The 16,350-nt window shown below is 37.0% G+C and carries 15 protein-coding genes; 13 read left to right on the top strand and 2 right to left on the bottom strand.

Going from position 1 to position 16,350, the window contains the following annotated elements; all coding sequences use genetic code 11:
- Positions 1–131: 131 nt before the first annotated feature.
- From ITJ86_RS09565 to ITJ86_RS09535, 7 genes are all read left to right on the top strand, one after another.
- Entirely contained in the window at positions 132–1,301 is a 1,170-nt protein-coding gene (locus tag ITJ86_RS09565) for a 3-hydroxyacyl-CoA dehydrogenase NAD-binding domain-containing protein (protein WP_195871417.1), read from the top strand.
- Between the two features lie 37 nt (positions 1,302–1,338).
- Positions 1,339–1,719, top strand: a complete 381-nt coding sequence (locus ITJ86_RS09560) for a four helix bundle protein (protein ID WP_195871416.1) — start codon at positions 1,339–1,341, stop codon at positions 1,717–1,719.
- Between the two features lie 20 nt (positions 1,720–1,739).
- Entirely contained in the window at positions 1,740–2,156 is a 417-nt protein-coding gene (locus ITJ86_RS09555) for a PaaI family thioesterase (protein ID WP_195871415.1), read from the top strand.
- Positions 2,157–2,178: 22 nt separating this feature from the next.
- Entirely contained in the window at positions 2,179–3,039 is an 861-nt protein-coding gene (ypfJ, locus tag ITJ86_RS09550) for a KPN_02809 family neutral zinc metallopeptidase (RefSeq protein ID WP_195871414.1), read from the top strand.
- A gap of 158 nt (positions 3,040–3,197) precedes the next feature.
- A complete protein-coding gene (pcaF, locus tag ITJ86_RS09545) occupies positions 3,198–4,409 on the top strand; it encodes a 3-oxoadipyl-CoA thiolase (RefSeq protein ID WP_195871413.1) in 1,212 nt (403 codons plus the stop codon).
- A 243-nt stretch (positions 4,410–4,652) separates the two neighbouring features.
- Positions 4,653–7,190 carry a phenylacetic acid degradation bifunctional protein PaaZ gene (gene paaZ, locus ITJ86_RS09540; protein WP_195871412.1) on the top strand — a complete coding sequence of 846 codons (2,538 nt, stop codon included), beginning with the start codon at positions 4,653–4,655 and terminating at the stop codon, positions 7,188–7,190.
- A 258-nt stretch (positions 7,191–7,448) separates the two neighbouring features.
- A complete protein-coding gene (locus ITJ86_RS09535; RefSeq protein WP_195871411.1) occupies positions 7,449–8,201 on the top strand; it encodes an enoyl-CoA hydratase/isomerase family protein in 753 nt (250 codons plus the stop codon).
- A gap of 3 nt (positions 8,202–8,204) precedes the next feature.
- On the opposite strand, the gene ITJ86_RS09530 is transcribed toward ITJ86_RS09535, so the two are convergent.
- Positions 8,205–8,495 carry a hypothetical protein gene (locus tag ITJ86_RS09530; protein ID WP_195871410.1) on the bottom strand — a complete coding sequence of 97 codons (291 nt, stop codon included), beginning with the start codon at positions 8,493–8,495 and terminating at the stop codon, positions 8,205–8,207.
- Positions 8,496–8,599: 104 nt separating this feature from the next.
- On the opposite strand from ITJ86_RS09530, the gene ITJ86_RS09525 reads away from it, so the two are divergent.
- Both ITJ86_RS09525 and ITJ86_RS09520 read left to right on the top strand, forming a co-directional pair.
- The gene (locus tag ITJ86_RS09525; RefSeq protein WP_195871409.1) at positions 8,600–9,199 is read left to right on the top strand and encodes an acyltransferase; all 600 of its coding nucleotides are present in this window, start codon (positions 8,600–8,602) and stop codon (positions 9,197–9,199) included.
- Between the two features lie 256 nt (positions 9,200–9,455).
- The gene (locus ITJ86_RS09520) at positions 9,456–10,109 is read left to right on the top strand and encodes a hypothetical protein (RefSeq protein WP_195871408.1); all 654 of its coding nucleotides are present in this window, start codon (positions 9,456–9,458) and stop codon (positions 10,107–10,109) included.
- 19 nt (positions 10,110–10,128) lie between these two features.
- On the opposite strand, the gene ITJ86_RS09515 is transcribed toward ITJ86_RS09520, so the two are convergent.
- Entirely contained in the window at positions 10,129–10,602 is a 474-nt protein-coding gene (locus ITJ86_RS09515; RefSeq protein WP_195871407.1) for an Lrp/AsnC family transcriptional regulator, read from the bottom strand.
- A gap of 292 nt (positions 10,603–10,894) precedes the next feature.
- Here ITJ86_RS09515 and ITJ86_RS09510 point away from each other — a divergent pair, with 292 nt between their 5' ends.
- The 4 genes from ITJ86_RS09510 to ITJ86_RS09495 all read left to right on the top strand — a co-directional run bounded on the left by ITJ86_RS09510 (position 10,895) and on the right by ITJ86_RS09495 (position 16,332).
- Positions 10,895–11,218 (top strand): GIY-YIG nuclease family protein, encoded by a 324-nt coding sequence (locus ITJ86_RS09510; protein WP_195871406.1) that lies wholly within the window; start codon positions 10,895–10,897, stop codon positions 11,216–11,218.
- Positions 11,205–12,524 (top strand): dihydrolipoamide acetyltransferase family protein, encoded by a 1,320-nt coding sequence (locus ITJ86_RS09505; RefSeq protein WP_195871405.1) that lies wholly within the window; start codon positions 11,205–11,207, stop codon positions 12,522–12,524. The genes ITJ86_RS09510 and ITJ86_RS09505 overlap by 14 nt, the downstream gene beginning before the upstream one ends.
- 121 nt (positions 12,525–12,645) lie before the next feature.
- Positions 12,646–13,713: a branched-chain amino acid aminotransferase gene (locus tag ITJ86_RS09500; protein ID WP_195871404.1), complete on the top strand. Its 1,068-nt coding sequence runs from the start codon at positions 12,646–12,648 to the stop codon at positions 13,711–13,713.
- A gap of 522 nt (positions 13,714–14,235) precedes the next feature.
- On the top strand, positions 14,236–16,332 hold the full coding sequence (locus tag ITJ86_RS09495) for an alpha-ketoacid dehydrogenase subunit alpha/beta (RefSeq protein ID WP_195871403.1): 2,097 nt from the start codon (positions 14,236–14,238) through the stop codon (positions 16,330–16,332).
- The last annotated feature ends 18 nt before the right edge of the window (positions 16,333–16,350 follow it).

Here is a 16,350-nt window from a genome sequence, read left to right as displayed (position 1 = left end):
TTAAGAATTGTCCCCTTGAGGGGACTTTAGGGGTGTTTTCAAATTGAAGAATGAATTAGAAGCTTTCAAAAAGCTTGTAAGAATTTAAAATAAAGTTTAATTAAAAGTTACCCACTTTCGTGGGCATAAAGATGAATATAGGAATAATAGGTTCTGGAACCATGGGAAGTGGCATAGCACAAGTCGCGGCAACTTCAGGCTGTAAAGTAAAATTATACGATACTAATCAGGCGGCTTTAGACAAAGCAAAAGCTTCATTGGAAAAAATATTAAATCGCTTAATCGAAAAAGGACGGATAAATGCAGAAGAAAAAAACAGAATTCAATCCAATATCAGTTATGTTGATACTTTAAAAGACTTATCTGATTCGAATCTAACGATTGAAGCCATTATTGAAAACCTTGACATCAAGAAAAAAGTGTTTTCAGAATTAGAAAGTTATGTGTCTGAGGATTGTATTATTGCTTCTAACACGTCAAGTTTATCAATAGCATCCATTGCAGCATCCCTAAAAAAGCCAGAACGTTGTGTCGGCATTCACTTTTTTAATCCGGCACCTTTAATGAAATTGGTAGAGGTTATTCCTGCTATTCAAACGTCAAAAGAAGTGCTTGAAAAGTCGATACAAACCATTTCAGACTGGAAAAAAGTAGTTGCTGTAGCCAAAGATACACCAGGCTTTATTGTCAATAGAGTGGCGAGACCATTTTATGGCGAAGCTTTAAGAATTTATGAAGAAGGTATTGCAGGCTTCGCAACCATAGACGCAGCAATGAAAGAAATCGGAGGTTTCAGAATGGGACCATTCGAGTTAATGGATTTCATAGGAAACGATGTCAATTACACTGTAACCGAAACCGTTTTTACAGCGTTTTATTTCGACCCAAGATACAAACCTGCATTCACTCAAAAACGTTTTGCGGAAGCCGGCTATTTAGGACGAAAATCTGGAAGAGGCTATTATAATTATGATGAAAATGGAAAACGTGTCATTTCGAACGAAAGTGAGAAATCACAGAACACTGAGCTTGCTGAATCCATTTTCAACAGAGTCCTTGTCATGCTCATCAACGAAGCAGCCGACGCCCTATTTTTAAACATCGCATCAGCCGAAGACATAGACAACGCCATGACCAAAGGCGTCAACTACCCAAAAGGTTTATTAGCCTGGGCAGACGAAAAAGGTATCGATTGGTGCGTGAATAAAATGGATGAGCTTTACAACGAATATCATGAAGACAGATACCGTTGTAGCCCGTTATTAAGAAAAATGAATAAAGAAGGCCTGAGGTTTTTTTAATTGTAAAGGGATTGGGTAATAGGAAATAGGCATTAGTGTGAAGAGTAACTATCATTTTAAATTTGAGGATTTAATAGTGTATCAAAAGGCAATGGATTTTGGTGAAATAGTTGATGCTTTAGTAAAAGAATTCCCAAACCATGAGTTATACGCACTATCATCACAGTTCAGAAGAGCCGCCGATTCTATTGCATTAAATATCGCAGAAGGCTATCCTGGTTCAGATGCTCAATTCGTTAAACATATTAATCACGCTATTTATAGTGCAAATGAATGTGTTAGTTGCAGTACAAAAGCAAAGAGAAGATTATATATTAATTTTGAAAAAGATGAAGAAAACCGAAAACTAGTATCAGAATTAACAAAAATGATGTCTTCATTGAGAAAGAAAATTTTAGAAAGAAACAAACGTAACTAATCCCTAATACCAAATTCCTAATGCCTTTAACCGGAGAACAAATCCCACATAAAATGTTAAGTCAAGACGCATACAGCCAATGGCTAGGAATAAAAATCTTAGAATGCGAACTTGGCAGATGCAAAGTAGCGATGACGATTCGCAAAGAAATGCTAAATAGTATGAACAAAGCACACGGAGGAATAAGCTATTCATTAGCTGATACAGCGTTTGGGTTTACGGCAAACACGCATGGAAACTATGCCGTTTCAATTGAAACCAGTATCAATCACATTGAAGCACTGAATGAAGGCGATTATCTAGTAGCAGAATCTGTTATAGAAAAAGTAAATAACAAATTAGGTTTCAACATTGTGGAAGTGAAACGCGGCGACGAATTGGTAGCACTTTTTAAAGGAGTAGTTTATCGTACACAAAAACCATGGGAAGAAAACTAACAAAAGAATAAACTTTTAAAATATGAAATGGAAAGGTAGAAGACAAAGTGGTAATCTTGAAGACCGTCGCGGTATGGGAACCAAAGGTAAAGTTGCAGCAGGAGGTGGTGTCATTGCAGTTGTGGTAATTCTTTTACAACTCTTTGGAGGTGAAACCGGACAACAAATCGCACCAATTATTGAACAAATTGGAAATAGCCAAACCACTCAGCAAGTCGAGCAAAGAGACTTAACTAGTGAAGAAGTAGAGATGGGCGAATTTATGGCGACTGTTTTAGCAGATACTGAAGACGTATGGAACAGACTCTTCAAGGAAAATAATCTTGGAGATTATAAAGAACCGACTATGGTGCTATTCACAGATGCTGTCTCAACAGGATGTGGAAATGCCACGGCTGCATCAGGTCCTTTTTACTGTCCGGCCGGACAAAAAGTTTATATGGATTTGGTTTTTTTCGATGAATTAAAAACACGGTTCGGTGCAAAAGGAGGTGATTTTGCTATTGCTTATGTGACTGCTCACGAGGTTGGTCACCATATTCAAACTATCCTTGGGACATCTAATAAAGTAAGACAATTGCAGAGCCAATCAAGTCAAACGGATGCCAATAAACTGTCTGTAGCACAAGAATTACAAGCCGATTTCTATGCAGGAGTTTGGGCACATCATAATAAAAAATATTTACAAGAAGGAGACATTGAAGAAGCCTTGAGTGCAGCCAATGCAGTCGGCGACGATGCCATACAAAAACGAACAAGAGGCAGTGTGAATTCAGATAGTTTCACTCACGGCACATCAGAACAACGAATGGAATGGTTTATGAAAGGTTATAATACTGGCGATATTAGAAATGGAGATACGTTTTCTGCACTTTTAGATTAACCAATTCCTGCGAAGGCAGGAATCTCAGAATAAAACAGAACAGAACAAACTAAAATCAAAGACTTAAACAAATAAGTTTTTTAAGACCGAGTAAAAACACAAGATTCCCACTTTTGTGGGAATGTAATCAAAAGATACCCACTTTCGTGGGCAATACTATGGAAGCATACATAATAGACGGTATAAGAACACCAATAGGAAACTACAAAGGCACATTGTCAGCCGTAAGAACAGATGATTTAGGAGCACTTGTCATTGCAGAAATCGTAAAACGAAATCCAAATATCCCAAAAGACGCTTATGACGACGTCATCATGGGATGCGCCAATCAAGCAGGAGAAGACAATCGAAATGTTGCAAGAATGTCCGCACTTTTAGCAGGATTACCATTCACAGTTCCTGGCGAAACCGTCAACAGACTTTGTAGCTCAGGATTATCCGCAATCATTCACGCCAACAGAGCCATAAAAGCAGACGATGGCGACCTTTTTATTTCAGGTGGTGTTGAAAACATGACCCGTGGACCGTACGTTATCGCCAAACCATCAACCGGATTTGGAGGCGATTCAAAAATGTACGATTCTACATTCGGGTGGCGTTTTATCAATCCAAAAATGCAAGAGATGTATGGTACAGATGGCATGGGAATGACGGCTGAAAATCTTGTCGAAAAATATAATATCTCTAGAGAAGACCAAGATAAATTTGCGCTTTGGAGCCAAATGAAAGCCACCAAAGCACAAGAAAATGGTCGACTAGCAAAAGAAATTGTAACTGTAGAAATTCCACAACGCAAAAAAGACCCAATCCTTTTTTCAAAAGACGAATTCGTAAAACCTAACACGTCCTTAGAGGTTTTAGGAAAACTAAGACCAGCATTCAAAAAAGAAGGCGGCAGTGTCACGGCAGGAAATTCATCAGGACTAAACGATGGCGCCGCAGCAACAATCATAGCATCAAAAGATGCCGTGCAGAAATACAATTTAAAACCATTAGCAAGAATCGTGAGTTCGGCTGTTGTAGGTGTAGAACCAAGAATTATGGGAATTGGTCCTGTTACAGCTTCCAACAAGGCGCTAGAAAAAGCAGGCTTAACTATGGAAGATATGGACATTATAGAACTCAACGAAGCCTTTGCAGCACAAGCTTTGGCGTGTACGAGAGCTTGGGGATTAGCAGATGATGACCCTCGACTCAACCCTAACGGCGGTGCGATTGCTATTGGTCATCCACTTGGCGTTACCGGAGCAAGAGTTGCGTATTCTGCAGCTCTAGAGTTGAAAGAACAAAACAAAAAATACGCCTTAATCACAATGTGTATTGGTGTAGGTCAAGGTTATGCCGCGATAATTGAAAATGTAAATTTATAGTATAGTTTAGGCGTTACCACAAGGGTCGCGCTTTCACTACTCGCTCTTTTTGAGAAAAACAAAAAGGAGCTCAAACAAGCCGTTCAATCGCTAACGCGTGCTTACTCAGATGATAAAAACCTGAGGGTAGAAAAAAAGAAATAAAGTGAATCCTGCAAGGTTTTGAAAACCTTGTAGGTATTGTAAAACTATAATCAAAACATCATGTTTCCATGAAAATGGAAATCTTAGAAAATATAACATATGCTTAAGATTCAACACTACGTACAAGGAAACTGGACAACAGGAAAAGAAGAAGGAACACCAATCCTTGATGCCGTTACAGGCGAAGCATTCACAAGCATTGCTATTGAAGGTTTAGATATTCCCGAAATCTTAAACTACGGAAGAACAAAAGGCGGCGAAAAACTTCGCAAAATGACGTTTCAAGAGCGTGGAAATATGCTCAAAAAATTAGCACTTTATCTTACCAAAAGAAAAAATTCGTTTTATGAGTTAAGTTTCAGAACTGGAGCAACAAAAGTAGATAGTTGGATAGATATTGAAGGAGGTTTCGGAAACCTATTCGCCAATGCGTCACTAAGAAAATTGTTCCCCAACCAACCTTATCACGTCGAAGGCGATGCTATTGATTTATCGCGTGGTGGACGCTTTATGGCCCACCATATAATGGTGCCTAAAAAAGGAGTTGCAGTTCATATTAATGCTTTTAATTTTCCGGTTTGGGGCATGTTAGAAAAATGTGCTGTCAATTGGATGGCTGGCGTTCCTGCAGTCGTTTTGCCAGCCCCTTCATCTTCGTATTTAGCGGAAGCTGTAGCAAGAACTATTATAGATTCAGGTATTCTTCCGGAAGGTGCATTACAAATTATAAACGGCACTGTAAAGAACATTTTAGATACAGTTGAATCACAAGACGTTATCACATTTACAGGTTCAGCACAAACAGGACGATTGTTAAAAGCGCATCCAAGGTTGATTCAAGAATCTGTGCCTTTCACCATGGAAGCCGATTCATTAAATGCTTCTATTTTAGGAGAAGACGCGATTCCTGGAACACCAGAATTCGACCTATTCATCAAAGAAGTAAGAAAAGAAATGACCGTAAAAGCAGGACAAAAATGTACGGCTATCCGCCGAATTATTGTGCCTGAGAATTTAGTAGAAGACGTTCAGATTGCATTAGGAAAAGCACTAGATAAAGTCACAATTGGAGACCCAAGACTAAAAGAAGTCCGAATGGGTTCGTTGGTCAGTCATCAACAAGTGCAAGCCGTTCGAGATTCGGTCAACGATTTAGCCAAAGAAGCACAAATCGTGTATGGCGATTTAGACAAAATAGAAACCATCGGAGCCGATGCTAAAAAAGGCGCTTTTATAAGTCCGATTTTATTACGAGCAGACCATCCGTTTCAAAATACCATCATTCATGAACGTGAAGCTTTTGGACCTGTAAGTACTATTATGCCTTATAAAAACCTAGACGAAGCCATTACTTTATCACAAATGGGTAAAGGTTCACTGGTGTCTTCAATTGCGACTAACGATGATAAAATTGCTAAAGATTATGTTATAAATGCAGCATCTCATCACGGAAGAATTTTAGTTTTAAATAGAGAAAGCGCTAAAGAAAGTACCGGTCACGGTTCGCCATTGCCTTATTTAGTGCATGGTGGCCCAGGACGTGCTGGTGGAGGAGAAGAAATGGGCGGAATGCGTGGTATAAAGCATTATTTACAACGCACAGCCATTCAAGGTTCGCCATCAACGATTACTGAAATCACAGGTATTTACCAGCAAAACGCCAAATATAAGGAGGCAGAACAGCATCCGTTTCAATACCACTGGGAAGATATCCAACCAGGAATGTCCTTAAAAACCCACAAACGAACATTAACCGATAATGATATCCAGAATTTTGCCAATTTAACTTGGGACCACTTCTATGCGCATACCGATATTACGTCATTAGACGGCAGTATTTTCGAAAAAAGAACGGCTCATGGTTATTTTATTATTTCTGCAGCTGCAGGATTATTTGTATATCCAAATAAAGGACCAGTAGCAGCAAATTATGGTTTAGATTCTATCCGTTTTTTAAGACCATTATATCATAACGATACTATATATGTGCGTTTAACCTGTAAGGAAAAAGTAGACCGCGATGTGACTTCTGCAGAACACCCAAGTGGTATTGTAAAGTGGCACGTTGAGGTTTTTGATGCTAATTTTGAAAACCGTCCAGAAAGTCAGAAAACAGAAAAAGATAGTCCGTTGGTTGCTGTTGCAACCATATTAACCATGGTAGAGAAAAAGCAAGCAACTTTTGAGGAAATGACAGAAGAAAAAATAAACGAATGTCTTTCTAAATTAACAGCAGATACCAAGCCAAAATGGGGAATCATGACACCACAACACATGGTTGAGCATTTAGAATACACTTATAAAATTGCTTCAGGCGACATTCAAGATTTTGAAATTGCTACGCCAGAGAAATATTTAGAAAAAGTACATCATAGTTTATATAATTATGATAAATTTCCACTAAACTCTCAGTTTCCTCAGTTGGAAAAAGACAAATTGGATGACTTAAACCATCCTGATTTGGAAACGGCAATCGAAAAATTTAAAGCACAGCGTGAAAGATATATTGAGTATTTTAAAGAACATCCAGAAGCTAAATTGAAAAATTTGGTGTTTGGGGAATTGAATAAATATGAATCTTTTTTACTTGAAAGAAAACATTTGAATCATCACTTCGAGCAATTCGGATTGATATAGTTTTGTCATTCCTGCAAAGTCGGGAATCCACAAAGAATAAAAATAACGTCACTTCGAGTGATTTGAGAAGCATGAACAAATTGTATCGAGAAGCTCATGATAAAGTTCTCGATATAAAACTGCTGAAAAAATAATTTAACACGAACCAATTAAAAACAAGAAGTTTGTCATTCCTGCGTAGGTAGGAATCCACAACAGAAGAGTGATTTTAAAATTAGATTCCTGCCTTCGCAGGAATGACAATAAAATAAAAGAAAAATGAGAGAACCTTATGTTAAGATTAATATTGAGAACGAAGTAGGCTACATAGAATTCTTCCATCCAGCACACAATTCCTTACCAGGTGCTATATTAGCAGAACTAGCACAAGCTATTACAGATGCTGGAGCTAACGATGCAATTAGAGTTATTGTTTTAAAAAGTGGAGGCGACAGAACATTCTGTGCAGGGGCAAGTTTTAATGAACTTATAAATATTAATGACGAAGCTACAGGTAAAGTATTCTTTTCCGGTTTTGCTAATGTGATTAATGCCATGCGTAAATGTCCGAAATTTATCATCGGACGTGTTCAAGGGAAAACCGTTGGAGGCGGTGTTGGTTTAGCCGCTGCAACTGATTATTGTATGGCTACTAAATTTGCAGCTATTAAGTTAAGTGAGCTTAATATTGGTATCGGACCATTTGTTGTCGGACCAGCCATAGAGCGTAAAATGGGATTAAGCGCTATGTCGCAAATTGCAATCGATGCGAATACGTTTTATTCGCCAGAATTTGCTAAAGACAAAGGTTTATATACTCATGTTTTTGATAGTACAGAAGCTTTAGATGAAGCGGTAAAAACAACAGCAGAACATTTATGTACTTACAACACAGAAGCCATGCTTGAAATGAAAAAAGTATTCTGGCAAGGCACAGACCATTGGGATACTTTATTAGCAGAACGCGCAGTCACTAGTGGACGATTGGTGCTGAGTGATTTTACAAAAGAAAAACTAAAAGGGTTTAAATAAAATTTATTCAACGTATACAACACTATGTTTAGGTATTGTAACCCCTTGTTTTAGTATAACAAAATCAGAAGTTACAGCCCAAATAGTGGTGTTTACACTCATCAACCTATTCGTATTATCTTTAAAATATATTTTAACTTTAGTTTTTAATAGGTTGCCTAGTTGAGTTGCGCGTTCTAAATAATGAGTCCTCAATTTTTGTTTTTTAAGACTTTGTAAAACTTCATCATTAGAAAATCTTAATTGAGGAATATTTTCCTTTTGTATCACGCAAGAAGGTGTCGAGTAATTCATGTTTTTTCATTTTTATCTTTTAATAGTCTACATAAAGATAGAAAACCTTACGTTTTATTGCGATTTTTATGATTATTTAACAGCATGTAAAGTATAATAGTAATATGATTTATAGTTTTAAAGGTTACATCCCAGTCGTTCATGAAAGTAGTTTTGTTCATCCATTAGCTGCAGTTACCGGAAATGTTATCATCGGTAAAAACTGTTACATTGGTCCAGGAGCAGCTATTCGTGGAGATTGGGGACAAATTATTTTAGAAGATGGCGTCAACGTACAAGAAAACTGCACTGTGCATATGTTTCCAGGAAAATGCATTACTTTAAAGGAAAGTGCTCACATTGGTCATGGAGCCATAATTCATGGCGCTAATTTGGGAAAGAATTGCTTAATTGGTATGAATACGGTTATCATGGATGATACCGAAATCGGTGACGAATGTATCATCGGCGCCATGTCTTTCGTTAAAGCTGAAACTAAAATTCCATACCGAAGTTTAGTGGTAGGAAATCCTGCAAAAGTAATTAGAGGAGTTACAGACGAAATGATAGCATGGAAAACAAAAGGCACAGAACTGTATCAGCAATTACCAGCAGATTGCTATGAATCATTAAAAGCAGTAGAACCACTTCGTGAAGTTCCAGAAAATATGAAAGTTCAGGATGAGGTTTACCAAACGCTTCGTGAGACTTTTAAAAAAAATTAAATTTTTTTTCTATCGTAGAATATTTCCATTGCTACTTAAGTTGTCTACATTAATTTAGTGGTTCGAATAAATATTAATCATTAAAATTTAAAATTATGCCATTAAACAACGACGTAGAACATTCACAAGCAGACCTAGATAATTATGCTAATCAGCTTAATCCCGAGCATGAGGAGTATCACAATTCAAGAGAAGAAAATTAAATTTTATATCGCTAAAACCTGCCCTCTATTAAGAGGGTATATTTTTTCTTAATATGGAAATAGATAATGCATTTAGCTATTCTTATAATAGGCATAATGGGTTAAGATTTGGATTTTTATTGCAGACCTTATTTTGTTCTAATATCGATGAGTTTGATCGGAAATTGATTTATATTCTACATGTTTCTAAAATCCTTCCGGATAATATTCTGAAGTATTGCGGAGATAAAATCGATAAAGATTTTCTTCTGAAATTTATGTTTCAAAAAACTGATGATAAGAAAATATTCAAGGCGGAAGTTGTTAGAGAACTTGTGAGAATTACCGATAGAGGAACCTTTATACATTATTTTGATAAACTAGGTTTTAAAGGGAGAAGAAGTTTTACGTTATCGGAGGTGTATGTAATTTTGAAACATTGGTATGGTGAAAAACAAATAATAGTTTTTAATTCTTTAAAAATAGGGGATTTGGCGTCACGATTTACTGAAGGGAATTATGAAAAGTTTGAAGAAGATTTAACTAACAATAAAATAATTAATTTAAAACAATATAGAGCAAACAACTTTATAAAACCAAAAGACCTAGTAACCTATATAGAATCCGTTAAAGGATACCAGTTGGATAAAATAATGAATGAAGATGAGCAGGTGTTAGAGTACTTTGATTTGATTACATATTTATTTTTGTTAAGTATGTTTAATTAGTTATCCCATCGGCTAAGCCTTAAACCCGACTCAAATCAATCTCATTAGTTTCCTTACTAGTCGATAAAGCAATCAAACTCTGAACATTTCCCAAATAAGGAAGCAGCGTCAATTTCGAAATAATAAAAGTCTCATAAGCTTCAATATCTTCAACCACCAATTTTAAAAGATAATCAAAATTACCGCTCACTCTGTGGCACTCGATAACTTCAGGAAAATTATTGATTTCATTCACAAACTTTTCCAAATAACTTCTAGTATGGCCTTGTAGTGTGATTCCAATAAAAACCGTCAGTTTTAATCCAATTTTTTTATTGTTGAGAACAGCGACGTACTTCTCAATATAACCTTCCTTTTCAAGTTTTTTAATCCGTTCAAAAATTGGAGAGGTTGTCATTCCAAGTTCAGAAGCAATACTTTTTGTCGTTCGATTACTATTTTCTTGAAGTATTCCTAGAATTTTAGTATCAATTTTATCTAAAACTTGAGCCATGAGAATATTATTTTTTAAAACGGATATAATCGCAAAATTAAAGAATTATAATCTGTAATTATAAATTTATAAAGAATATAATTCTGTTTTTAATTAATACAAAAGACTTTAACAATTGAAATAATCAATATGTATTATCTTTAGTTCTTATTATATTGTTGATAATAGATTAAGAAATGAAAGATAAAGAGAGATTCCCGCTTTCGTGGGAATTGAAGATGCCCAAAATGGGAGAAAGTATTACTGAAGGAACAAACTTCCTGCGCAGGCAGGAATCTCAATATTGGTAAGAATGAGTAAGTGGTATATCTATATTATGGCAAATAAGTTTAATGGCACAATTTATATAGGTATTACTGATAATATTGACGAACGAGTAAAAGAACACAAATTAAAAGTCAACCCAAATTCTTTTACCGCAAAATATAATTGTTATAAACTAGTATATTTTGAAGAGTTTGAAAATAGCAGCGAAGCAATTATTAGAGAGAAACGATTAAAAAAATGGAAACGAGATTGGAAAATAAATTTGATTGAAAATATGAATCCCAGTTGGATGGATATTAGTATTAATTGGAATATGGACTTTAATAGATTAAGAAATGAAAGACAATAAGAGATTCCCACTTTCGTGGGAATTGAAGATGCCCAAAATGGGAGAAAGTATTACTGAAGGAACTATCATTAATTGGTTAATTTCCGAAGGAGATACTTTCGAAGAAGGCGACATCATCCTAGAAGTAGCAACTGATAAGGTTGATAACGAAGTGCCTGCACCAGCATCAGGAACATTAAAAGAAATTTTGTTTCAAGCCAAAGCTGTAGTTCCTGTTGGAGAGGTTATGGCAATTCTTGAAGTTTCAGAAGACATAAAATCTTCAAATAAGAAACCTGTCGTTTGGAACGAAAGTGAGAAATCACATAAACCGAAGAAAGAGGTAAAAAGACCAAAACAAGTTCCGCAAGCTTCAAATTCATTTTCAACATCAAATTCAAACACCTTCTTCTCGCCCTTAATCATTTCAATAGCAAAAGAACATCATATCAGTTTTGAAGAATTAGCAAGAATTCCCGCAACAGGACACGACCATAGATTACGAAAAAGCGACCTCTTTCAATATATCGAAGACGGAAGACCCTATAAATTTGCACAACCCATTGCGGAAAAAGACCCAACGGCCTATCGAATTCCACAGTTACAATTTGATAAAGGGAAAGGGAAAGTCATAGAAATGGACCGCATGCGTCAAATGATTGCGGACCACATGGTGTATTCTAAACACACCTCGCCTCATGTTACCGCTTATGTAGAAGCAGATTTAACCAACATGGTCAACTGGCGAAATGCCAACAAAGTCGCCTTTCAAGAAAAATATGGCGAACGCTTAACCTTCACACCATTATTTGTGGAAGCCGTAGCTAAAGCCGTAAAAGATTTTCCAAATATCAATGCTTCTGTAGATGGAAATAATATCATCGTAAAAGAAGACATCAATATAGGTATGGCAACGGCATTACCAAGCGGAAATTTAATTGTTCCTGTAGTCAAAAATGCAGATACCAAAGATTTAAAACAAATTGCCGCTAACGTCAACGAATTGGCCGGAAAAGCAAGAGAAAACAAACTAGCTGCTGATGATATAAAAGGAAGCACCTTCACTATTTCCAATGTTGGAACTTTTGGAAGTGTCATGGGTACACCAATCATTAACCAACCCGAAGTGGCGATTCTCGCATTGGGAATCATCAAAAAACGACCAGAAGTTATCACCACTGAAAAAGGCGACGAAATCGCTATTCGTAGCATGATGTATTTATCATTATCATTTGACCACAGAGTTGTGGACGGCTTTTTAGGAGGAAGTTTTGTACGTAGAGTTGCTGATTATTTTGAGCAATTTGATATCAACCGAAAAATATAAAATAAACGTCACTTCGAGTGATTCCGAATTTTTATCGGAATTGTATCGAGAAGCCATCAAAATTTCTCGATACTAAATTTCAGAAAAGAAATTTCACTCGAACTGACGAAAACTAATACATATGAAACCTAACATTTCAATAACTAAAGTAGAAGAATCTAGAGTAGACACGATAGACTTCAACAATATTCCATTAGGAACCACCTTCACGGACCACATGTTTATCTGCGATTATAATAACGGCACATGGGAAAACCCAAGAATTGAGCCTCTAGCATTAATCCCAACACATCCGGCAGCAATGGCTTTGCATTACGGACAAGCGATTTTCGAAGGTATGAAAGCGACCGTTGACACCAATGGAAATCCTATGCTTTTCAGACCCACAAAAAATGCAGCACGATTAAATTTTAGCGCAGACCGAATGGGAATGCCTAATTTTCCAGAGGATTTGTTTGTCGAAGGCTTAAAACAATTAGTCGATTTAGAGCGAAATTGGATTCCGCCAGCCGATGGAAGCGCCTTATATTTAAGACCTTTTATGTATGCCGACGAACCTTTTATTGGAATGCGAGCCGCAACCCATTTTAAGTTTATCATTATGGCATCGCCAGCAGGTCCATTTTTTACGAAGCGTATCAAGCTGTGGGCAGAAAACAAATATATCCGTGCCGCCTCAGGTGGAACAGGTGAAGCTAAGGCCGCAGGAAATTATGCCGCAGCCATACGACCAACCGAATATGCAAAAGCCAAAGGTTACGACCAAGTCTTGTGGCTAGATGCCGTGGAGCACAATTATATTCAAGAAGTTGGAACTATGAATATCTTCTTTAAAGTCGATGGTAAATTCATCACACCTCAACGCGATGGTTCGATTTTAGATGGTATCACAAGAATGAGTGTCATGGATATATTAAGGGATAAAGGTTTTGAGGTAACAGAACGCGCCATCACCATTCAAGAAATTCGGGATGCGGCGATTGACGGTCGATTAGAAGAAGCCTTTGGCACCGGAACTGCCGTAGGAATTGCCTATATTCAAGAAATCGCTATGGGCGAAAAAACCATTCATGTATCCGATGAAAGTCCGGTTGGTTTAGACGTTAATAATACTTTAAATGCCATTAAAACGGGAAAAGTGGACGATAAATTTGGTTGGATGGTTAAAGTGGAAAACGAATTGGTTTAACCTGCAAGGTTTTAAAAACCTTGTAGGTTTATTTTCAATTTTAATATGTAGGACAAAAATTTAGTGTAGTTGGGCGTTACTTTTTGCTCATACCTGCCAGGTTTTAGAAACCTTGCAGGATCGCAAAAAGTCGGGCTTTCGGCAGTCGCTTTTTTTGAGAAAAACAAAAAAGAGCTTCAACCAATGCCTCAATCCCTAACGCAAAACACCCCTAAAGTCCCCTCAAGGGGACAATTGTTACCAATTAACTTTATAGGATTGTCCCCTTGAGGGGACTTTAGGGGTGTAAAAAATATAATTTTACGGTTACAGATTATGAGAACCGTTCAACATCGTAAAGACCTGTCAGGTTTTTAAAACCTGACAGGTCTAAAAAACAACCTCAGTGTATCTCTGTGTAAACTCAGTGAAACTCTGAGTAATAATTTTAAAACAAATTAATAGCATCATTCATAACGAAGGCGAAATGTCTCATCAAGAGATTGCCACGTCCTTCGTCCTCGCAATGACAGAACGATTAATATGAAGAAACAAATATTAAAAAAAGGATTCTCAAAACTCTGCACAGCAAAAGCAATGGCAGAATTATACGAAGCTAATTTTAAACAAGTCTCAAAATATGTACATGCCACATCTCGTGGTCATGAGGCTATTCAAATTGCATTAGGTATGCAATTATTACCTCAAGATTATGCCTTTCCGTATTATAGAGATGATGCTATGTTGTTATCGTTTGGGTTAGAACCCTATGATTTAATGCTACAACTATTAGCCAAAAAAGACGACCCATTTTCAGGTGGAAGGACCTATTATTCGCATCCTAGTTTAAAGGATGATGATAAACCAAAAATCCCACATCAGTCCTCTGCAACAGGCATGCAAGCAATTCCAGCCACAGGAGTTGCAATGGGCATGCAGTATAAAGAACTTCAAGGATTAGATAACCTCTCGACTGCGCTCGAGGAGACAAATACTATCCGTTCGAGCGCAGTCGAAGCGTCTTTAAAACCCATTTCGGTTTGTAGTTTGGGCGACGCCTCAGTCACCGAAGGCGAAATAGCAGAAGCCTTTCAAATGGCAGCTTTAAAACAAATGCCAATTTTATATTTAGTGCAAGATAACGGTTGGGATATATCTGCGAATGAAGGCGAAACTAGAGCTCAAAATGCCTTTGAATATGCAAAAGGATTTCATGGTTTAGAAGCCATTTCTATTGATGGTGCTAATTTTACAGAAAGTTATGAAGCTGTCGAAAAAGTTATAAAAACGATACGTGAAGAACGACGACCATTTTTAGTACACGCCAAAGTTCCACTGCTAAATCATCATACTTCTGGAGTACGTATGGAATGGTATCGCGATGATTTGGAGGAAGCGCGTTCTCGCGACCCTTATCCAGTTTTAAAACAACAAATGCTAGATGCAGGTTTTTCAGAAGACGAAGTTTTAGCTATTGAAAATTCCGAAAAGGAAAAGGTGCAATCGGACTACGAAAAAGCATTAAAAGCCGAAGACCCAAAACCAGAAGATTTATTTACAAACGATTTTGCACCAACGCCAATCACAGAAGAAAAAGGAACACGAGCACCAGAAGGCGCCGAAAAAGTAGTGATGGTAGATTGTGCATTATTTGCGGTTGAGGAACTCATGAAAAAACATAAAGAGTGCTTACTCTACGGTCAAGATGTTGGTGGACGATTAGGCGGTGTTTTTAGAGAAGCGGCAACCTTAGCGCAGAAATTTGGTGACGACCGCGTTTTTAACACGCCAATTCAAGAAGCCTTTATAGTAGGTTCTACAGTAGGTATGTCTGCTGTAGGCTTAAAACCAATCGTCGAAGTTCAGTTTGCGGATTATATTTGGCCAGGATTAAATCAACTGTTTACAGAAGTGAGTCGAAGCTGTTATTTATCTAACGGTAAATGGCCAGTAAGTATGATTCTTAGAGTGCCAATTGGAGCTTATGGTAGTGGAGGTCCTTATCATTCGTCTTCTGTAGAATCTGTAATTACCAATATTAGAGGTATAAAAATCGCTTATCCAAGTAATGGAGCAGATTTAAAAGGCTTATTGAAAGCGGCTTATTATGACCCAAATCCGGTAGTGATTTTAGAACACAAAGGCCTGTATTGGTCTAAAGTTCCAGGCACTAAAGGAGCCACATCTATTGAACCAAGTGAAGATTATGTATTACCATTTGGGAAAGCTTGGGTGCTTCAAGAAATCTGGAAACAAGACAATGTAGAGACTTTAACGATAGTAACCTACGGTATGGGCGTGCATTGGGCTATGAATGCTTCTGAAGAATTAGGCATGAAAGACCAAATTGAAGTGATTGATTTGCGAACGTTATTTCCTTTGGATGAAACCACCATTATGACATCAGTTAAGAAAACAGGTAAATGTTTAGTAGTTACTGAAGAACCTTCCAATAATAGTTTTGCTAGAGCTTTATCTGGGAAAATTCAAGAGGAATGTTTTAAGTATTTAGACGCACCTGTTATGACTATTGGAAGTGAGAATATGCCAGCTATTCCTCTGAATTCTACTTTGGAAGAAACTATGATTCCTTCAACTGAGAAAGTGAAAGCTAAAATTGAAAACTTGTTGAATTACTAGTAGTCTAATATTTATTCA

It is taken from the genome of Winogradskyella marina (genome assembly GCF_015645385.1).
Taxonomy (GTDB): domain Bacteria; phylum Bacteroidota; class Bacteroidia; order Flavobacteriales; family Flavobacteriaceae; genus Winogradskyella; species Winogradskyella marina.
This window is presented reverse-complemented; position numbering and strand designations above follow the sequence as displayed.